Raw genomic sequence first — 16,193 nt, 5'->3', positions numbered from 1 at the left:
TTTTCTGGAATACATGCTTGTTATCAAAAAAAATTAGGATAATTCCCTTGATTTTAGACTAAAAAAGGAGCTGCACACTAACGATTTTTAATCGTTAATGCGACAGCCCCCTGCAATAATTATGTGACCGAAAAAAAATCGCCGGCTTCTCACCGGCGATTTTTTATTTGAAACGCAATATCTTATCCAAAGTATCTCTCAAGAAGTCCCTGGAAAGCTTTTCCATGTCTAGCCTCATCTCTTGCCATCTCATGAACTGTATCATGAATAGCATCGAGATTAGCCGCCTTAGCGCGCTTAGCTAGGTCTGCCTTTCCTGCTGTCGCTCCATTCTCTGCAGCCACACGCATCTCAAGGTTTTTCTTGGTTGAATCAGTAACAACTTCTCCGAGAAGCTCTGCAAACTTAGCTGCATGCTCTGCCTCTTCCCAAGCTGCCTTCTCCCAATACAAACCAATCTCAGGATAACCTTCTCTATGTGCAACTCTTGCCATAGCAAGATACATTCCAACTTCTGAACACTCACCCTCAAAATTTGCTCTAAGATCAGCGAGAATATCTTCACTAGCTCCCTGTGCAACACCAACTACATGCTCTGCTGCCCAAGCCATCTCGCCCTCTTCCTGCTTATTAAACTTCTCTGCAGGAACTCCACACTGTGGACACTTTTCTGGTGGCTGATCGCCCTCATGAACATATCCGCATACACTACATACATATTTTGCCATAATCTTTCTCCTTTCGCTGTGAAATAATACTTCAAATTTTGCATAAATTATGCACTACTTTGAATTCCATTATATTCGAGAATACAACGGTTAGTCAATACAAATTTACAATTATTCCAAATCTTTTTCATCCATAATAACTGTATCTCCGGCATGCAACTCGTCTCTCAATATTTTCTTTGCAAGGCTGGTCTCAACATGCTTCTGAACGTACCTCTTTAGCGGTCTCGCACCATATGATGGCTCATAAGCATTCTTAACTATCATATCCTTGGCTTTTTCCGTCAACTCAATCTTAATCTCCTTATTGGCAATTCTCTTGTTAAGATCGTCAACCAAAAGATCTATGATGTTTCTAACATCCCCCGCCGTAAGCGGTTTGAACATTATCACTTCATCAAGTCTGTTGAGAAATTCCGGCTTAAAACTGAGCTTTAGCTTCTCTCTGACAGCATCTTCCGCCTCGGGACTAATATTTCCCTCATCATCGATTCCATCAATCAAAAACTCTGCTCCAAGATTTGATGTCATTATGAGAATTGTATTCTTAAAATCCACCGTTCTTCCCTTGGAATCAGTCACTCGACCATCATCGAGAATCTGGAGGAATATATTGAACACATCCGGATGAGCTTTTTCGATTTCGTCGAACAATATAACCGAATAAGGTTTTCTCCTAACAGCTTCAGTCAACTGTCCGCCTTCTTCGTAGCCCACATATCCCGGAGGCGCTCCTATCAACCTAGACACAGAATGTTTCTCCATATATTCACTCATATCAATTCGCACGATATTCTGCTCGTCGTCGAAGAGATTTTCCGCCAAGCTCTTGGCCAGCTCTGTCTTACCGACGCCCGTAGGTCCCAAGAATAAAAATGATCCGATAGGTTTGCTTGGATCCTTGATTCCGGCCTTCGACCTGATAATAGCTTCTGTCACCTTAGTAACTCCCTCATCCTGTCCAACAACTCTCCTATGTAAAGCATCGTCCAGATGAAGTGTTTTGTTTCGCTCACTCTCCGTCAGCTTTGTCACAGAGATTCCGGTCCATCTGGATACAATCTTCGCTATCTCTTCCTCAGATACGCTCTCATGAATCATGGAATCATCCTTTGAAGCTGCCTTTTCCTCAGCTTCCTTTAACTCAGCCTGTAGCCTTGGCAGCTCACTGTACTGTAACTCTGCTGCTTTCTCTAGATTATAACTATTCTGAGCCACCTCTATCTGATTATTGATTTCCTCAATCTGGGCCTTTAACTTGTGAATCTTGTCCACACTTTCCTTCTCACTATCCCACTGGAGCTTTGCCCCTGCAAACTTCTCTCGGAGTTCCGCAAGTTCAGCCTGTATATCGGCGAGACGATCCTTGCTAAGATTATCATCTTCTTTCTTCAGTGCCGCCTCTTCGATTTCAAGCTGCATTATATGACGCTGAATATCATCTAGCTCCGTTGGCAGAGAATCAAGTTCTGTCTTAATAAGCGCACAGGCCTCATCTACAAGGTCAATTGCCTTATCCGGTAAAAAACGGTCCGATATATATCTATCTGAGAGAACCGCAGCACTAACTAGCGCATTATCCATTATCTTAACTCCGTGGAAAATCTCATATCTCTCCTTCAAGCCACGCAGAATAGAGATTGTATCTTCCACTGTTGGTTCATCCACAAGAACGGGTTGGAAACGACGCTCCAATGCCGCATCTTTTTCTATATACATCCTATATTCATCAAGAGTAGTAGCACCTATACAGTGCAATTCTCCTCTGGCGAGCATAGGTTTCAGCAGATTACCCGCATCCATCGCACCATCTGTCTTACCTGCACCTATAATAGTATGAAGCTCATCTATAAAGAGAATTATCTTGCCGTCACTTTCCTTTATTTCTTCTAGGACCGCTTTCAATCTCTCCTCGAATTCACCTCTGTACTTAGCACCCGCTACAAGAGCGCCCATATCAAGCGAAAATACTTGCTTGTCCTTCAGCGCATCCGGCACATCTCCCTTTACAATCCTCTGAGCCAGACCTTCGACAACTGCCGTCTTACCAACACCGGGCTCACCGATCAACACAGGATTATTCTTGGTTTTCCTCGATAGAATCCTTATCATATTTCTGATTTCTTCATCTCTACCTATGACAGGGTCTAGTTGCTGCTTCTTAGCTCTCTCCACCAAATCATATCCGTATTTGTTAAGAGTATCATAGATGGCATCCGGATTATCTGTCGTAATTCTCTGATTTCCTCTTATCTTTGAGAGCGCCTCAAGAAGTCTATTTCTGTCAATACCAAACTCCTTCAGAAGGCCCCCAACTTCTTTATTGGCTTTGCTTATAAGACTTAGGAACAAATGCTCTACTGACACATACTCATCCCCAAGAGCTTTAGCTTCATTCTCTGCATATACGAGAACCTTATTGAGTTCCTGCCCCACGTAAACCTGACCGCCAGAGACTTTTGGTCTTTTCTTAACCAATCCCTCAACCTGAGCTTTGAAGACCTCGCTACTTATATCCATCCTCTCAATCAACTTGGCTGCAAGACTATCTTCTACCGTCAACATGGCATATAACAGATGTTCTTGGCATATCTCTTGAGCCCCGTAATCATAAGCAATCTTCTCCAAAGAATTCATGATTTCGATTGATTTTTGTGTAAATTTCGTAATATTCATACTTATCCCTCCCTTAATCGGAATATTTTTCTTTCTGATTATGTTATAACACATAAATTAGCACTCGTCAAGTGAGAGTGCTAATAATTTTTAACTTTTTCATCCATACGGATGATTGCATATCTCATTACATGTTGTAAGATTATGATGTACTTTGATGTGATACGTAGAGTTGGATGCCCAATTTACGTATATAACACAGCATTATGCTAAAAAATATGAATGGAGGAATTTTATAGTGAAAAAAGAATCAAAGAAAATCTTATCACTTTTGGTTGCAATGGTACTTCTGATTACTTCGGTTGTATTGCCCAAAGCACCTGTTGTCAATGCCACAGACATTGATATGGAAGAGATAAAGATTTTAGGTCAAACGGAGTGGAAAGACGGAGAGAAGTTTACTCCAACCTTTACCGCTTCAGCCAAAGAGTACAACAAGTTCGACGTGTCATATGCCTTAACTGACGGTGACAAGCATCAGATCTTTAATTCGAATGTAGACTCTTTGGAAAAAGCAGTTACCCTAGACAAAACCAAGGAATACGGTGTATATATATGGATATATATGGATACCGATAATGACGAGTGGTTTGGAACTGTTGGCAAAACAAAGCTTGCTAATGTGCAAGTTACAAACAGAAAAATCAACGATGGCTCTGCAGTAGAAATCTATCAAAAACTTAAATATGTAAATCATATAGATAGATTCACATTTGGGTGCATCGAGGACCTCTCTATCGGAGATGTTGTTATCAACGGACCTGATCAGTGGGATTTGGGAAAAGGATTTGATCCCGATGATTTCAAATGTTCTTCATCCAAGATCAACGACTTAGACTGGGATTACTCTGTTTACGAATTCGTAGATGATGACAAAACAAAATTAGTTTACCATACTAATCCGGGAAATGACGATATCTTAGAATCAAGTTTGAATTTTGTTTTTGAAAAAAACAAAAAGTATAAAGTTCAGTTGATGGCCTCAATACCAGAGACCGACGAAGAATACTATTGGTTTTTATGGGACGATGAAACAAACGTTTACTATAATGGTAAAAAAGCTTATTGGAGTATTATCGATGATTCCAACACATTCTGCGTATCAAAAATAGTTAAGTATACAGCTGCAACAGACAAGGTTTCAGAGTATAACGATACTTTGGACGTCGGAGTTGTTTCATTTAATGCTAAAACCGAATATGCCGAGAATGACGTTGTAACTGACAATATCACAGCTACATCAACTGAGGGATACCTACTCGTTCCAAGCTTTAGAATCTATGATGGTGACGATATTGTTTATGATTCAGAGGAGCCTCAAAGCGGCATCAAGCTACAAAAGGGATCGACTTATAAACTAGTTTTGTATGCTAATATCAAATACGATGAAACTACCGATGACTTCCACTGGTTCGGAAATGTATCATCAGTACTTGTAAATGGAAAAAACAAGAATTTCACCTTGATTGGTGATTCTAGTGTTCTTCGTGTAGATGATATACCATTTACTGTAGCTGCAGGAAGTTCTGTGGAAACTATGCCACCAATCGGAACAGAGCCACCCGTTTCATCACCTGATCCTACTGTGGCCCCTGTTGAAACAAAAGCACCTGTTGAAACAGAAGCCCCTATCGGTACAGAGTCACCTGTTTCTACAACAAAGCCTTCTGTAGCACCAAGTGTAACAGATGCTCCTTCAGCAAGTGCAACACCTGTAGTTACTGCCGTACCTGCGACAAATCCGCCAACAAAGTATCTTGCGCCGGATTCATCAGTCAAAAAGGGAACACAGACAATCACAGTGTCAGCCAAGAAAAAGATTAAAGTTAAAGCAAAGTCTTTGAAGAAGAACCAAAAGATAAAAAAATCAATGTGGCTTAGAGTATCAGGAGCTAGTGGTAAGCTTACATATAAGATTACAAGTAAGAAAAACAAGAAGATATCTATCAACAAGAAAGGTGATATCGTTCTTAAGAAAAAGCTTAAAAAAGGCAAGTATAATCTTAAAATCAAACTAACAGCTGCTGAAACTGATAAACTCACATCTGCATCAGTTTCATTCAAAGTTAAGTTGATTGTAAAATAAGAAGGTATTTTATAATATATAGACAAGCGCGACAGAAGTCGCGCTTGTTTTTGATTTATCCTCTGATTTGGTGTATAATATAGATATAGAACACACTAATAAAACCACTATAGAAATACAGACATTTATATTACGGAGGATGTGATTTGTTATGAATAGAATAGTCAATTTTTTTAAGATATATGAGCGCAATTCAACTATTAAAACTGAGATAATAGCAGGTATAACCACATTTATGGCTATGTCTTATATACTTATTGTAAACTCACAGATGTTTGCGCAACTCGGAACTGTTTCCTATGATGCAATATATGTTGCCACAGCACTTTCCGCTGTATTTGGCACGCTTGCCATAGGGATAATGGCCAACCTCCCCCTTGCTCAGGCATCCGGTATGGGACTCAATGCTTTTTTTGTATATTCTGTTTGCTTTGGGTTGGGTTTTAGTTATGCCAATGCCCTTCTCGTCATATTTATCAATGGAATTATATTTATAATTATAACCGCAACCGGCATAAGAGAAAAAATATTCGAAGCTATTCCACATGCAGTTCGAATTTCCATGCCCGCCGGTATAGGACTATTCATAGCATTCCTCGGATTTCAGGATTCGGGGCTTATCGTCATGAACGAATCTACTTTTGTATCCATGGCTTCCTTTGATATTCTAAATGGTAAAGCTACCTGGGCCGAAGTCATGCCAAGACTTGTTTCACTTATTTCACTGGTAATCATCTCTGTTCTTGCTATTAAAAAAGTTAAGGGAACTGTTTTATGGGGTATTGTGGGTGGAACCCTAGTCTATTATCTACTGGGATTTACAATCCCGGGATTCTATGACAACTACTTTGCCGACCTTCAACTCAATCCTTTTAAGTCCTTTGAAGCCTTCGGAAATGAAGCACTTGGCAAGGTATTTACTGAGGGCTTTGACTTTTCGGCCTACTTATCCCAAAATTCCATGTTCACTTTAATCGCCGTTTTCATTACATCAGAGCTTGCATTTTGCATGGTTGACCTTTTTGATACCATGGGAACTCTCTACGGCGCCTGCGCCAGAGGAAATCTGCTAACAAAAGACGGACACGTACCAAACTTCAGAAAAGCTCTTATGTCCGACGCTCTTGCCACTACTGTCGGTGCAGGGCTTGGCACATCTACTATCACAACATTTGTGGAAGCTTCGACGGGAGTTGCAGAAGGCGGGAAAACCGGATTTACATCCGTAGTTACTGCAGGACTATTTTTCATAGCCCTTTTCTTCTCACCCCTATCCAAACTCATCCCAAGTTGTGCCATGGCATCTTCTCTTATATATGTTGGAATTCTTATGATGTCATGCGTCAAATCCATCGATTGGGAAAATCCCGAAGAATCACTTCCTGCATTCCTAACCATTGTCATGATGCCATTTACCTGCAATATCAGCTATGGTGTGGCCTTCGGCTTTTTCTCATCAGTTCTCATCAGAGTTTTTACCGGAAAAATGCGCGAAATAAAGGCTGTAACCTGGATAGTCACAGCCCTTTTTATCATTATGTTCTTTGTTTCAAATTAATATCACTCTTTGATTACGCGGATCCATCCCTCAGGTGCCTCAATACGACCCATCTGCATTCCTGTAAGCGTGTCATAGAGCTTCTGAGTAATCTCACCCATCTTCTCCATACCACTAGGGAAGCAAATCTCTTTACCGTGATCATCAATCTTTCCAACCGGTGAGATAACAGCAGCTGTTCCGCAAAGTCCGCACTCAGCAAAGTCTGGAACCTCATCAAGATATACTTCTCTCTCCTCTACTTCAAGACCGAGATAATCCTTGGCAAGTGCTACCAAAGAACGTCTAGTAATAGATGGAAGAATACTATTAGACTTAGGTGTTACAACCTTTCCATCCTTAGTTACAAAGATAAAGTTCGCACCACCAGTCTCCTCAACTTTTGTTCTAGACTGAGGATCAAGATACATATTCTCTGCATAACCGGCATCATGTGCCTCTACAATATTTCTCAAACTCATAGCATAGTTGAGTCCCGCCTTGATATCACCAGTTCCGCGTGGAGCTGCTCTGTCAAGGTCACTTACTCTAATAACAATAGGCTTAGCGCCACCCTTGAAATATGGTCCTACAGGAGTCGCAAATGTTCTGAACTGATACTCAGTCGCAGGTGCAACACCGATTACAGGTCCGATACCAAACATAAATGGTCTGAGATACAATGTCGCTCCAGAACCATATGGTGGAACATATGCCTCATTGGCCAAAACAACTTGATCGACTGCCTCAAGGAATCTTTCCTTAGGGAATACTGGCATCTCAAGTCTCGCTGCTGTATTTGCCATACGCTCAGCGTTGAGATCAGGACGAAATGCAACAATGCTTCCGTTCTCCGCAGTATAAGCTTTAAGACCCTCGAAACATGTCTGTGCATACTGCAACACACATGCACACTCGCTCATGGTAATGTTGGCATCATCTGTCAATCCACCTTCATCCCATGCTCCGTCTTTGTAATTGGCAACATATCTCTTGGCTGTCTGATGATAACCAAAACCGATATTTGCCCAATCTAGATTAATCTTCTCCATAATAAATCTTCCTTTCTTTGCACATCTATATTTAAGTTTACTCCCCTTATATTCAACTGTCAAGAGTAATTTGATATAGATATTAAAGAAAAAAGTGCTTGACAAATTATATATATATACATATATATTTTCTCGCTCCAGCGATATTTTGATAGAAGGAAATTTTTTCTTTTAGAAAAAACTCTTTTCTTATTGACTGAGTGTTTTTTTTATGTTATCATTGTCATATGAAGTTTTTGTATGTACAAAAGCTTATTAAATTTGCTAGTTGGTTTTAATTTTAATCATATATCCCTTTAGTGTGGCAGGAGCCCCCCTAGACTCCTGCCTTTCCTTTTTTTATAGCCCTAAGGGCTTTTTTTATTTGTCCTTCAAAAGTTCCTTATAAATCTGATTCTTGCTGATACCGCGGTCATTGGCCACAAGCTTCATAGCTTCCTTTCTGCTAATCCCCTTGTTCTCATATAAGGCCATATGATCCTCAAGACTTATATCTTCCCACTGTCTCTGCTCATCTTGCTTTAGTTTCTCCGGATTCTCACCGTCGACCACAAGGACAAATTCGCCTCTTGGCGGATTTGCTGTAAAGTGAGCTATTGCCTCCCCCACAGTGAAATGGTTGACGGTCTCATGCTTTTTGGTGAGCTCACGGCAGACGGATAATTTTCTCTCCTCACCCACATATTCCCTAAGCAACTCCAAAGTCTTCAAAAGTCTGTGAGGCGCCTCATAAAATACAGTTGTATACAGAGAGTTCCTGAGATTTTCAAGAACTACCTTTCTCTCCTTCTTATCTACAGGGAGAAATCCCTCAAAGGCAAACCTCCTAGTGGACAGCCCCGAGAGCGTCAATGCCGTTATAACTGCTGCCGCGCCCGGTAGAGAAGTCACTTCAATTCCGGCCTCATAAGCTGCCAGAGCGAGATCAGCTCCGGGGTCAGATATAGCCGGTGTTCCTGCATCCGTCACAAGGGCAATATTCTTTCCTTCAAGCATCTCCTTTACAAGCACAGGCGTCTTGGCGTTCTTGTTGTGCTCATGATAACTTGTCAGGCTTGTTTTGATATCATAGTGATTCAAAAGCTTGATTGTCTGGCGTGTGTCTTCCGCCGCAACAATATCAACTTCCTTGAGAATTCTTAATACTCTTAATGTTATGTCCTCCAAATTTCCTATCGGAGTTGCGCATAAATACAATTTACCCATCTTTTCTCCTTTATTCTCCTGTCATACCGTACATCTTCAGCAATTCTTCTGTATATACATTAACTTCTTTATATACTATCAATGGTTTTTCCACTACCATTCCCGGATTAGCGCCCTTGACCCCCTCAATCAGAACCATATTGGGTTCATCATCCACATAAGGGTACACCATACGCATTCTCTTCGGTTCCAACCGAACTTCCTTCATGGAGCACATAATCTCTGCCAAGCGAAATGGTCTGTGAACCATGTAAAAATGTCCTTTTTCCTTGAGAAGCTTAGCTCCAACCTCCGTTACATCCTCTAGGGTGCAGTGAATCTCGTGTCTGGCTATCGCCTTTGGTCCCTCGTCATTGGCTTTGCCGTGGTTTCTTATCATATATGGCGGATTTACCGTCACGACATCAAAAGAAGCCCCTCCTGTTAATTGAAGAGCTTCTTTGATATTTCCATTTACAATATTAATTCTCTCATTAAGGCCATTGAAATCCACACTTCTTCTGGCCATATCCGCGATTTCCTCCTGAATCTCTATACCATAGATGGACAGAGCTTCAGTCTTTGCGCTTAGAAGCAGCGGAATAATGCCATTACCGGTACACAAATCTACAACCTTTCCACCTCTGGGTGCCTTGGCAAAAGATGATAAGAGAACAGCATCCATGCCGAAGCAAAAGTATCTTGGATTTTGAATTATCTGCAATTCGTCACACTGCAAATCGTCTAATCTCTCTCCATCCCTGAGAATACTACTGTTTGCCATTATTCTTCTTTCCATTCTTTCCGCCTTTGGACTTATAGTCACCATTTCCCTTGTTTCCCTTGTTGCCCTTGTTTCCAAAGTTCTGCTTGCCATTTTGCTTCCCACTTTGTTTGGAATGGTTCCCATTTGTCTTATTATTCTTCTTGTTACCTGGGCGCTGCTTAGCTCCCTGATTATTCTTACCTTTGTTATTCTTCTTGCTCTGCTTCTTATCGGCAACTCCGTCTTCCTTCTCAAGTTGCTCAAGCTGTTCAAGCTGTTCGAGTTCTTCTATCTCAGAACCCAATTCGTCATCATCGGCGAATCCTTCTCTCTCAACACTGCCAAAATCTACGTCTTTGCCACTATCTCTCTTAAATTTCAAATCAGAGACATGATACTCTCGTATCTCCTTCTCGTCATTATCTAGTGTAACTATAACCTTAACTCTCTGTCTGAGAACGCTTACACTCTGAACCTCACCTCTGAGACCATCTCTAGTCGAAACAGTATTACCAACGCTTGGCAAAGTCTTGTTGAGCTCCTCATATGCCTCTTCTTCATTCTTTAGGCAACACATGAGCCTTCCACAAACTCCGGAAATCTTAGTTGGGTTGAGGGATAGATTCTGCTCTTTGGCCATTTTTATGGAAACTGGGATAAACTCAGTTAAGTAGCTATGACAGCAAAGTGGCCTTCCGCAGATACCAACTCCACCTATGAGCTTAGTCTCATCTCTGACACCAATCTGTCTCAATTCTATTCTTACTCTAAATACTGCTGCCAAGTCCTTGACAAGCTCTCTAAAGTCAATTCGACCGTCTGCCGTAAAGTAGAACAAAAGCTTCTTCTGATCGAGCGTATACTCTGCCATAACCAGCTTCATCTCCAACTCATGCTTGGCGATTTTCTCTAGACAAATCTTATATGCTTCATCAGCTTTGGCTTTATTAGACTCGCTCTTCTTAATATCCTCATCAGTTGCTATGCGCATTATTTCTTTTAGCGGAGCAACTATATTATCATCCTCCATCTCAGTCGGTGGCAGTACCACCTTTCCAAGTTCGACACCCTTTGCAGTTTCCACTACAACCTGTGTCCCTCTCTGTATATCTTCATATCCTGTGGGATCAAAGTAGTATATCTTCCCAGCCTGATGAAAACTAACTCCAATAATGGTTTTCACGGTAATTTCCTCTCTTTCACTTACTAGCGATATTCGCCTAAATCCACCCCGATTATATCATTGCTTCAAGGTCAAAAGCATAAGCTCCATGGCAACTTCAAAGTTTACATTTGCCTTAAGTCGCATCTTTGCTTTATCAAACGCCTGAAGAATCTCTTCGATTTTCTCATAATTTCTGTTGCTCGATTCTCTCGATATGGCACTGTACTCGCTTTGGAATACCAATTGATTGATATCATTGGTCGCCTTGAAAATAAGCACATCTCTATACCATAGAATCATGAGATCGATATAATCTTTGAAATTCTCTTTTTCCTCTCCGATCTCCCTTATCACATCCATCATATCCGCCACATCCATGTTCTGAACATTTCTCAGCAAATGAAGTGTCTTGTCTTTTCTCACTTCAAAATCCTGGGACTCCACAAATCTGATGGCTTTTCCAAGATTTCCCTGAGCAAAGATGGCACATGTCCTAGCATGGTAATCCACTATATCATACTTATCGATGAGATAATTCTCGATAGTCGCAGTGGACAACGGCTTGAATTCAAGACAAATACACCTTGACTGAATAGTTGGCAACAATGCATTGATGTTGTTGGTCAACATAATCACAACACCGTACTCAGGCGGTTCCTCTATAGTCTTCAAAAGCGCATTTTGAGCCGCCTCTGTCATTCTATCCGCCTCTGATATTATATATATCTTATATGGACCCGAAAATGGTTTGATATCCATAGTATCTACAATCTTCTCTCGCACCTCGTCTACTCCGATGCTCGACAACTCCCTATTGACCCATATGACATCCGGATGATTTCCTGAACCAACTTGCTTACAAGATGGACATTCTCCACATGGATGAATCTCACCCTCACTTACACACTGAAGTCCCGCGGCAAAACTCCTCGCCATAGTCTCCTTGCCACATCCAACTTCTCCCTGAAAAATGTATGCGTGAAATGGTTTGTCACCTTGGATGGCCAGCTGCAAATGCTCTTTGATGTCATCGTGTCCCATTATATCCGAAAATAAAAAAAGTCCCATAGTAAATCCCTCCTAAGTAACAATGTCTAACAACATGCCTCTAATCTCATCAATTCTACCGAGAATCGCCAGATGATCCTTCTCGTCCTTCATAAGCTCCTGGGCCAACTCATCCAGTGCCGCATTAACCCTCTTAATCATACCATAAACCCGGTGTCTGCCGCGCTTATCGAGAAAGTTCTCTCTGCTAAACTCATGTGATCTATTGACTATTTCGTTCATAAATTCCTGAATCAGCCCGCGATAATGCTTCATATCACGGACATCCATATGCTTGCCGAGTCTCTTGCCCTGCATGGTAATATCTTCCATCAAAACACTCAACCTGGCCTGAAGCCCTTCCTCTTCAATGTTGCTCATCAAAGTGAACTTAAAGTCATCTCCGGTATTCTGCACTTGCTTGGGCATAGCAGTGGGACCAGTCTGTTGAATATTGTCAATTTTTATATCCACCTTGATCACCTCTTCCCTACAAATCCTGCACGGATTCCACTTTTCACAACTTCTTCTATAACTTATAGTATACCATTTTTTGGATTATATATCAAATCTTTAGTTGGCAATAATCTTCTCTATTTCAGCATAAGCTTCATCAAAATCATTATTGACAACACTGCCCTTGACTCCAGCTTCCCTTAGATTTTCCTCAGAAAAATCTTCCGCATCAGCCAAGAACCTTCTGCATATCTCGGACACACATGGATTGGTCTGCTTCTTTTCTCTCTCTATCGCCCGCTCAAGTCTAGTCAGATCATCGACCTCTATGTACAGTGGAACTACATTCTCCCTACCAAAAGCCCTAGCAAGCTTGTTATAGCCCTCAAGGGTGGTAATTAGTATATAGTCATCCCCGCCATTCAGATCTATCTGACCATCATTGACTGTGAAGTAGTACCACTCACCATGGATAGTATCATATCTTCGGCATTCTATGATTTTATCCTGACCATCTAAGTCTCGCATCTCTTCTTCTGATACGAAAAAATATTCTCTCCCGTATCTCTCCCCGGCTCTAATAGGCCTGGTAGTATAAGTAACAACCTTTCTAAGCTCCGGATGCTTGTCCACTATCATCTGATATAGGGAATCTTTTCCGGACGCGCTCTTACCCATAATTACAAATATTCTGCTCATATCTCTTATCATCTCTTAACTCTTATATACCTGTCTTCTATTACATTTATTACTTCATGGCTATATCTGATTGCATCTTCAATAGCCGCTATATGTTCTTCACTGATAATCTCCCCCGCAAGCACCAGAGGGATGCCTGGTGGATAAGGAATGACATCTTGTTCTGCTATCATTCCCAGACTATTTTTATATTCTACAATTGTGGTTTCTTCAACTGTAGAGTCAAGGTTTCTTCGACTTTTATTCCCTTTTTTACAGTTCGTACCTTCACCCGATTTGCCGCACAACTTGTCTATCTCAGTTATTGCAAGTTTAAGCCTATCGAAGTTTTTCTCAGTGTCGCAAATGCTCGTCATAAGTATCACATACTTCTCTGCGCTCATCTCGGCCTCTATTCCGAACATTTCTCTGAGGCACGACTCAAGCCATGCACCACTATATTCTTCAGAATTGATAGTCAGAATAATCTTGCCGGGATCCTTATCTTCTTTATCCCATATGTGCAAAAACCTGCATTTATTCGCGGTTCTACTGATGTCGTCTAAACTGCTCATATATGCCTTGTAATCATCTTCTTTTAACCCCATCATATATTCCATTCCTATGTCGACGCTGGACATCAGTACGTAGGATGGACTTGAAGTCTGAAATGTATATATCATTGACTCCAACTTGTCAAAATCCACCAAACCACTGTCTCCCTTGTAGTGAATAAGGGCAGTTTGTGTGAGGCATGGAAGTGTCTTGTGAAGGCTCTCAATCGTTATATCACTGCCAAGATTCATGGCCGTCTCCGGAAACATATTGCTCCAGTTGAAGTGGGCCCCATGAGCACTGTCTACAATCAAAGGAATGCCCTCCCGATGAAGAATTGCAGCAATAGCCTCTATGTCCGATACAATCCCCTCATAAGTAGGACTTGTAATCACACATGCAGAAGGCTTGGGATTGCAACTTTCTAGGCACTCACTGACTCTGTCAGGATTTATCTTGCCCACTATACCATAATCCTCATCTGCCATATCCGGAATCAAGTATATTGGCTTTAAATCAAGCAGTCTAACTGCATTAAATACCGACTTGTGACAATTCCTCGCTATAAGTATATTGTCCCCATGCTTTGCAATGGCTGCAATAGCCGCAAGAATACCACCTGTGCTGCCATTTACGAGAATCCTTGATTGATCTGTTCCATACTTCTCTGCAATCATCTCCTGCATATCTTTGAAAATATTCTGAGGATTCGACAGATTATCAAATCCATGAATCTCAGTAATATCGATACTATAGGGATCTGCCATGGAAATACGGGAATTTCTCTTGTGTCCCGGCATGTGCATCGGCACTATATCGCTCTTAGAATAGCTCTCTAACTTATCATAAAGGTACATGATTTTCCTTTTCTGCTTATGCCAAAGCTTCGTCTATTGACTTAGCTAACTGGTCTGCGCAAGATGTTCCTCTTCCGTTGCAATCATTGCCTCTGAGGATATCTGCAGCCTGCTTTGCATCTGTTCCCTCTAATAGTTTTCCAATCGCCTTGAGATTACCGTTGCATCCTCTCACAAATTCAACGTTGTAAATCTTTCCATCTTCGTCCAAATCGTAATCAATCTTTACTGAACAAACTCCACTTGGGGTATATGTCACATGTTTCATATTCAAAACCTCCTATAATATTAGCTATAACAGTCTTAATCTTTATTTTACCATAAGTCTGGAACCGTTACAAGAGATTGTCTTGTATACTTGAAAATTCTGTGTTATACTACTCTTTGTAGCATTATTTTTGGATTAGAAAGGAGATCATATTGAGTACATTGATTGGATCTAATACATTTCTCGCAGCAGCCGTGGCTCCTACGTTTGAGCGCTCAACCATCAGTTCTATGGTTATTATAGCACTGTTCTGTGTTGCTGTTCCATTCATACTACTTGCAGTGATGAAGACAAAGCTTGGAGGAAAGGTTTCTTCTTTCTTCGTGGGAATGGGATTCTATATCCTCTTTGCCATGTTTGCCTCAGCCTTGGTTAACATGATTCTATTCCATGTGCCGGGCCTTAGCTCTCTCCTGGAAAAGGGAGCTGACCAAACACCTATCCATCCGGTTTTCTACGGTATATACGGTGCGATTATAGCTGGTATCGTGGAAGAACTAGGCAAGCTTTTCTGTTTCAAAACACTTGACAAGATTAAGAGACCAGGCAAGCAAAATGCTCTATTTGCCGCCTTTGGCCACGGTGCATTTGAGACCGTAGCATATGGAAGCTCGCTTCTCATGGGCAATGTAGTCTTGGCCACAATGGTAAATTCCATCGGTCTGGAGGAATACCTCAAAAAACTTGGTCACAGTGGAGCGAAGTTGGCAGCTGAGAAAAACGTGGTTTTGGATTTGGCTAAGATGCCCGTGTCGGAACATTTTATCACGGGATCCTTCTTCCTAATCACACTGTTTTTGCAGGCAGCACTTGGTGTACTCGTATATGTTTCATATAAAAATGTTCAGAGACGGCACTACCTTTTTATTGCCATGGGGCTTCATATCTTGGGATACTTGCCAAACTATCTAACATCAACTTTGAAGAATCCACTTCTCGGGCTTGGATTGACTGCAGCTGTATGCCTAGTCACAGCGTATCTTACCAGGCTTGAGTACAGCAAGGCGGAGCTGTCATAATATGCCAATTATGTGACCTTAGAATTTTGCCACAATATTTTTTCAAATAATATTAGATTTTGTTACATTTTACTCTTGTAACTTTGCCTTATGCTTGTTACAATAGTTTATGGAAAAA

Annotated in this window: 13 protein-coding genes and 1 pseudogene; 3 read left to right on the top strand and 11 right to left on the bottom strand. The window is 41.2% G+C overall.

Going from position 1 to position 16,193, the window contains the following annotated elements; all coding sequences use genetic code 11:
* Window positions 1-182: 182 nt before the first annotated feature.
* Window positions 183-728 (bottom strand): NADH peroxidase, encoded by a 546-nt coding sequence (locus L877_RS0106515; RefSeq protein ID WP_026835390.1) that lies wholly within the window; start codon window positions 726-728, stop codon window positions 183-185.
* 111 nt (window positions 729-839) lie between these two features.
* Window positions 840-3,404: an ATP-dependent chaperone ClpB gene (gene clpB, locus L877_RS0106510; protein WP_026835389.1), complete on the bottom strand. Its 2,565-nt coding sequence runs from the start codon at window positions 3,402-3,404 to the stop codon at window positions 840-842.
* Between the two features lie 238 nt (window positions 3,405-3,642).
* On the opposite strand from clpB, the gene L877_RS0106505 reads away from it, so the two are divergent.
* Together L877_RS0106505 and L877_RS0106500 are read left to right on the top strand one after the other, a co-directional pair.
* A complete protein-coding gene (locus tag L877_RS0106505) occupies window positions 3,643-5,490 on the top strand; it encodes a hypothetical protein (protein ID WP_026835388.1) in 1,848 nt (615 codons plus the stop codon).
* A gap of 151 nt (window positions 5,491-5,641) precedes the next feature.
* Window positions 5,642-7,048 carry an NCS2 family permease gene (locus L877_RS0106500; protein WP_026835387.1) on the top strand — a complete coding sequence of 469 codons (1,407 nt, stop codon included), beginning with the start codon at window positions 5,642-5,644 and terminating at the stop codon, window positions 7,046-7,048.
* 2 nt (window positions 7,049-7,050) lie between these two features.
* Here L877_RS0106500 and L877_RS0106495 read toward each other — a convergent pair whose 3' ends face one another.
* The 9 genes and pseudogenes from L877_RS0106495 to L877_RS0106455 form a co-directional block, all read right to left on the bottom strand.
* Window positions 7,051-8,079 (bottom strand): branched-chain amino acid aminotransferase, encoded by a 1,029-nt coding sequence (locus L877_RS0106495; protein ID WP_026835386.1) that lies wholly within the window; start codon window positions 8,077-8,079, stop codon window positions 7,051-7,053.
* A gap of 360 nt (window positions 8,080-8,439) precedes the next feature.
* Window positions 8,440-9,285, bottom strand: a complete 846-nt coding sequence (gene rsmI / locus L877_RS0106490; RefSeq protein WP_026835385.1) for a 16S rRNA (cytidine(1402)-2'-O)-methyltransferase — start codon at window positions 9,283-9,285, stop codon at window positions 8,440-8,442.
* A gap of 10 nt (window positions 9,286-9,295) precedes the next feature.
* Window positions 9,296-10,063 carry a tRNA1(Val) (adenine(37)-N6)-methyltransferase gene (locus tag L877_RS0106485; protein WP_242837131.1) on the bottom strand — a complete coding sequence of 256 codons (768 nt, stop codon included), beginning with the start codon at window positions 10,061-10,063 and terminating at the stop codon, window positions 9,296-9,298.
* Window positions 10,064-10,385: 322 nt separating this feature from the next.
* Window positions 10,386-11,213 (bottom strand): annotated as a pseudogene (locus L877_RS12465) (PSP1 domain-containing protein); the annotation flags it as partial.
* 57 nt (window positions 11,214-11,270) lie between these two features.
* A complete protein-coding gene (holB, locus tag L877_RS0106475; RefSeq protein WP_026835383.1) occupies window positions 11,271-12,263 on the bottom strand; it encodes a DNA polymerase III subunit delta' in 993 nt (330 codons plus the stop codon).
* Window positions 12,264-12,275: 12 nt separating this feature from the next.
* Window positions 12,276-12,716, bottom strand: coding sequence for a YaaR family protein (locus L877_RS0106470; RefSeq protein WP_026835382.1), 441 nt, complete (start codon window positions 12,714-12,716; stop codon window positions 12,276-12,278).
* A gap of 99 nt (window positions 12,717-12,815) precedes the next feature.
* Window positions 12,816-13,397 (bottom strand): guanylate kinase, encoded by a 582-nt coding sequence (locus L877_RS0106465; RefSeq protein WP_026835381.1) that lies wholly within the window; start codon window positions 13,395-13,397, stop codon window positions 12,816-12,818.
* An 8-nt stretch (window positions 13,398-13,405) separates the two neighbouring features.
* A complete protein-coding gene (locus L877_RS12460; protein ID WP_051437719.1) occupies window positions 13,406-14,788 on the bottom strand; it encodes an aminotransferase class I/II-fold pyridoxal phosphate-dependent enzyme in 1,383 nt (460 codons plus the stop codon).
* 16 nt (window positions 14,789-14,804) lie between these two features.
* Complete coding sequence (locus L877_RS0106455) at window positions 14,805-15,056, bottom strand: TIGR03905 family TSCPD domain-containing protein (protein WP_026835380.1); 252 nt, start codon at window positions 15,054-15,056, stop codon at window positions 14,805-14,807.
* Window positions 15,057-15,208: 152 nt separating this feature from the next.
* On the opposite strand from L877_RS0106455, the gene L877_RS0106450 reads away from it, so the two are divergent.
* Window positions 15,209-16,075 (top strand): YhfC family glutamic-type intramembrane protease, encoded by an 867-nt coding sequence (locus tag L877_RS0106450; protein WP_026835379.1) that lies wholly within the window; start codon window positions 15,209-15,211, stop codon window positions 16,073-16,075.
* The last annotated feature ends 118 nt before the right edge of the window (window positions 16,076-16,193 follow it).

It is taken from the genome of Eubacterium xylanophilum ATCC 35991, assembly GCF_000518685.1.
GTDB lineage: Bacteria > Bacillota > Clostridia > Lachnospirales > Lachnospiraceae > Eubacterium_F > Eubacterium_F xylanophilum.
This window is presented reverse-complemented; position numbering and strand designations above follow the sequence as displayed.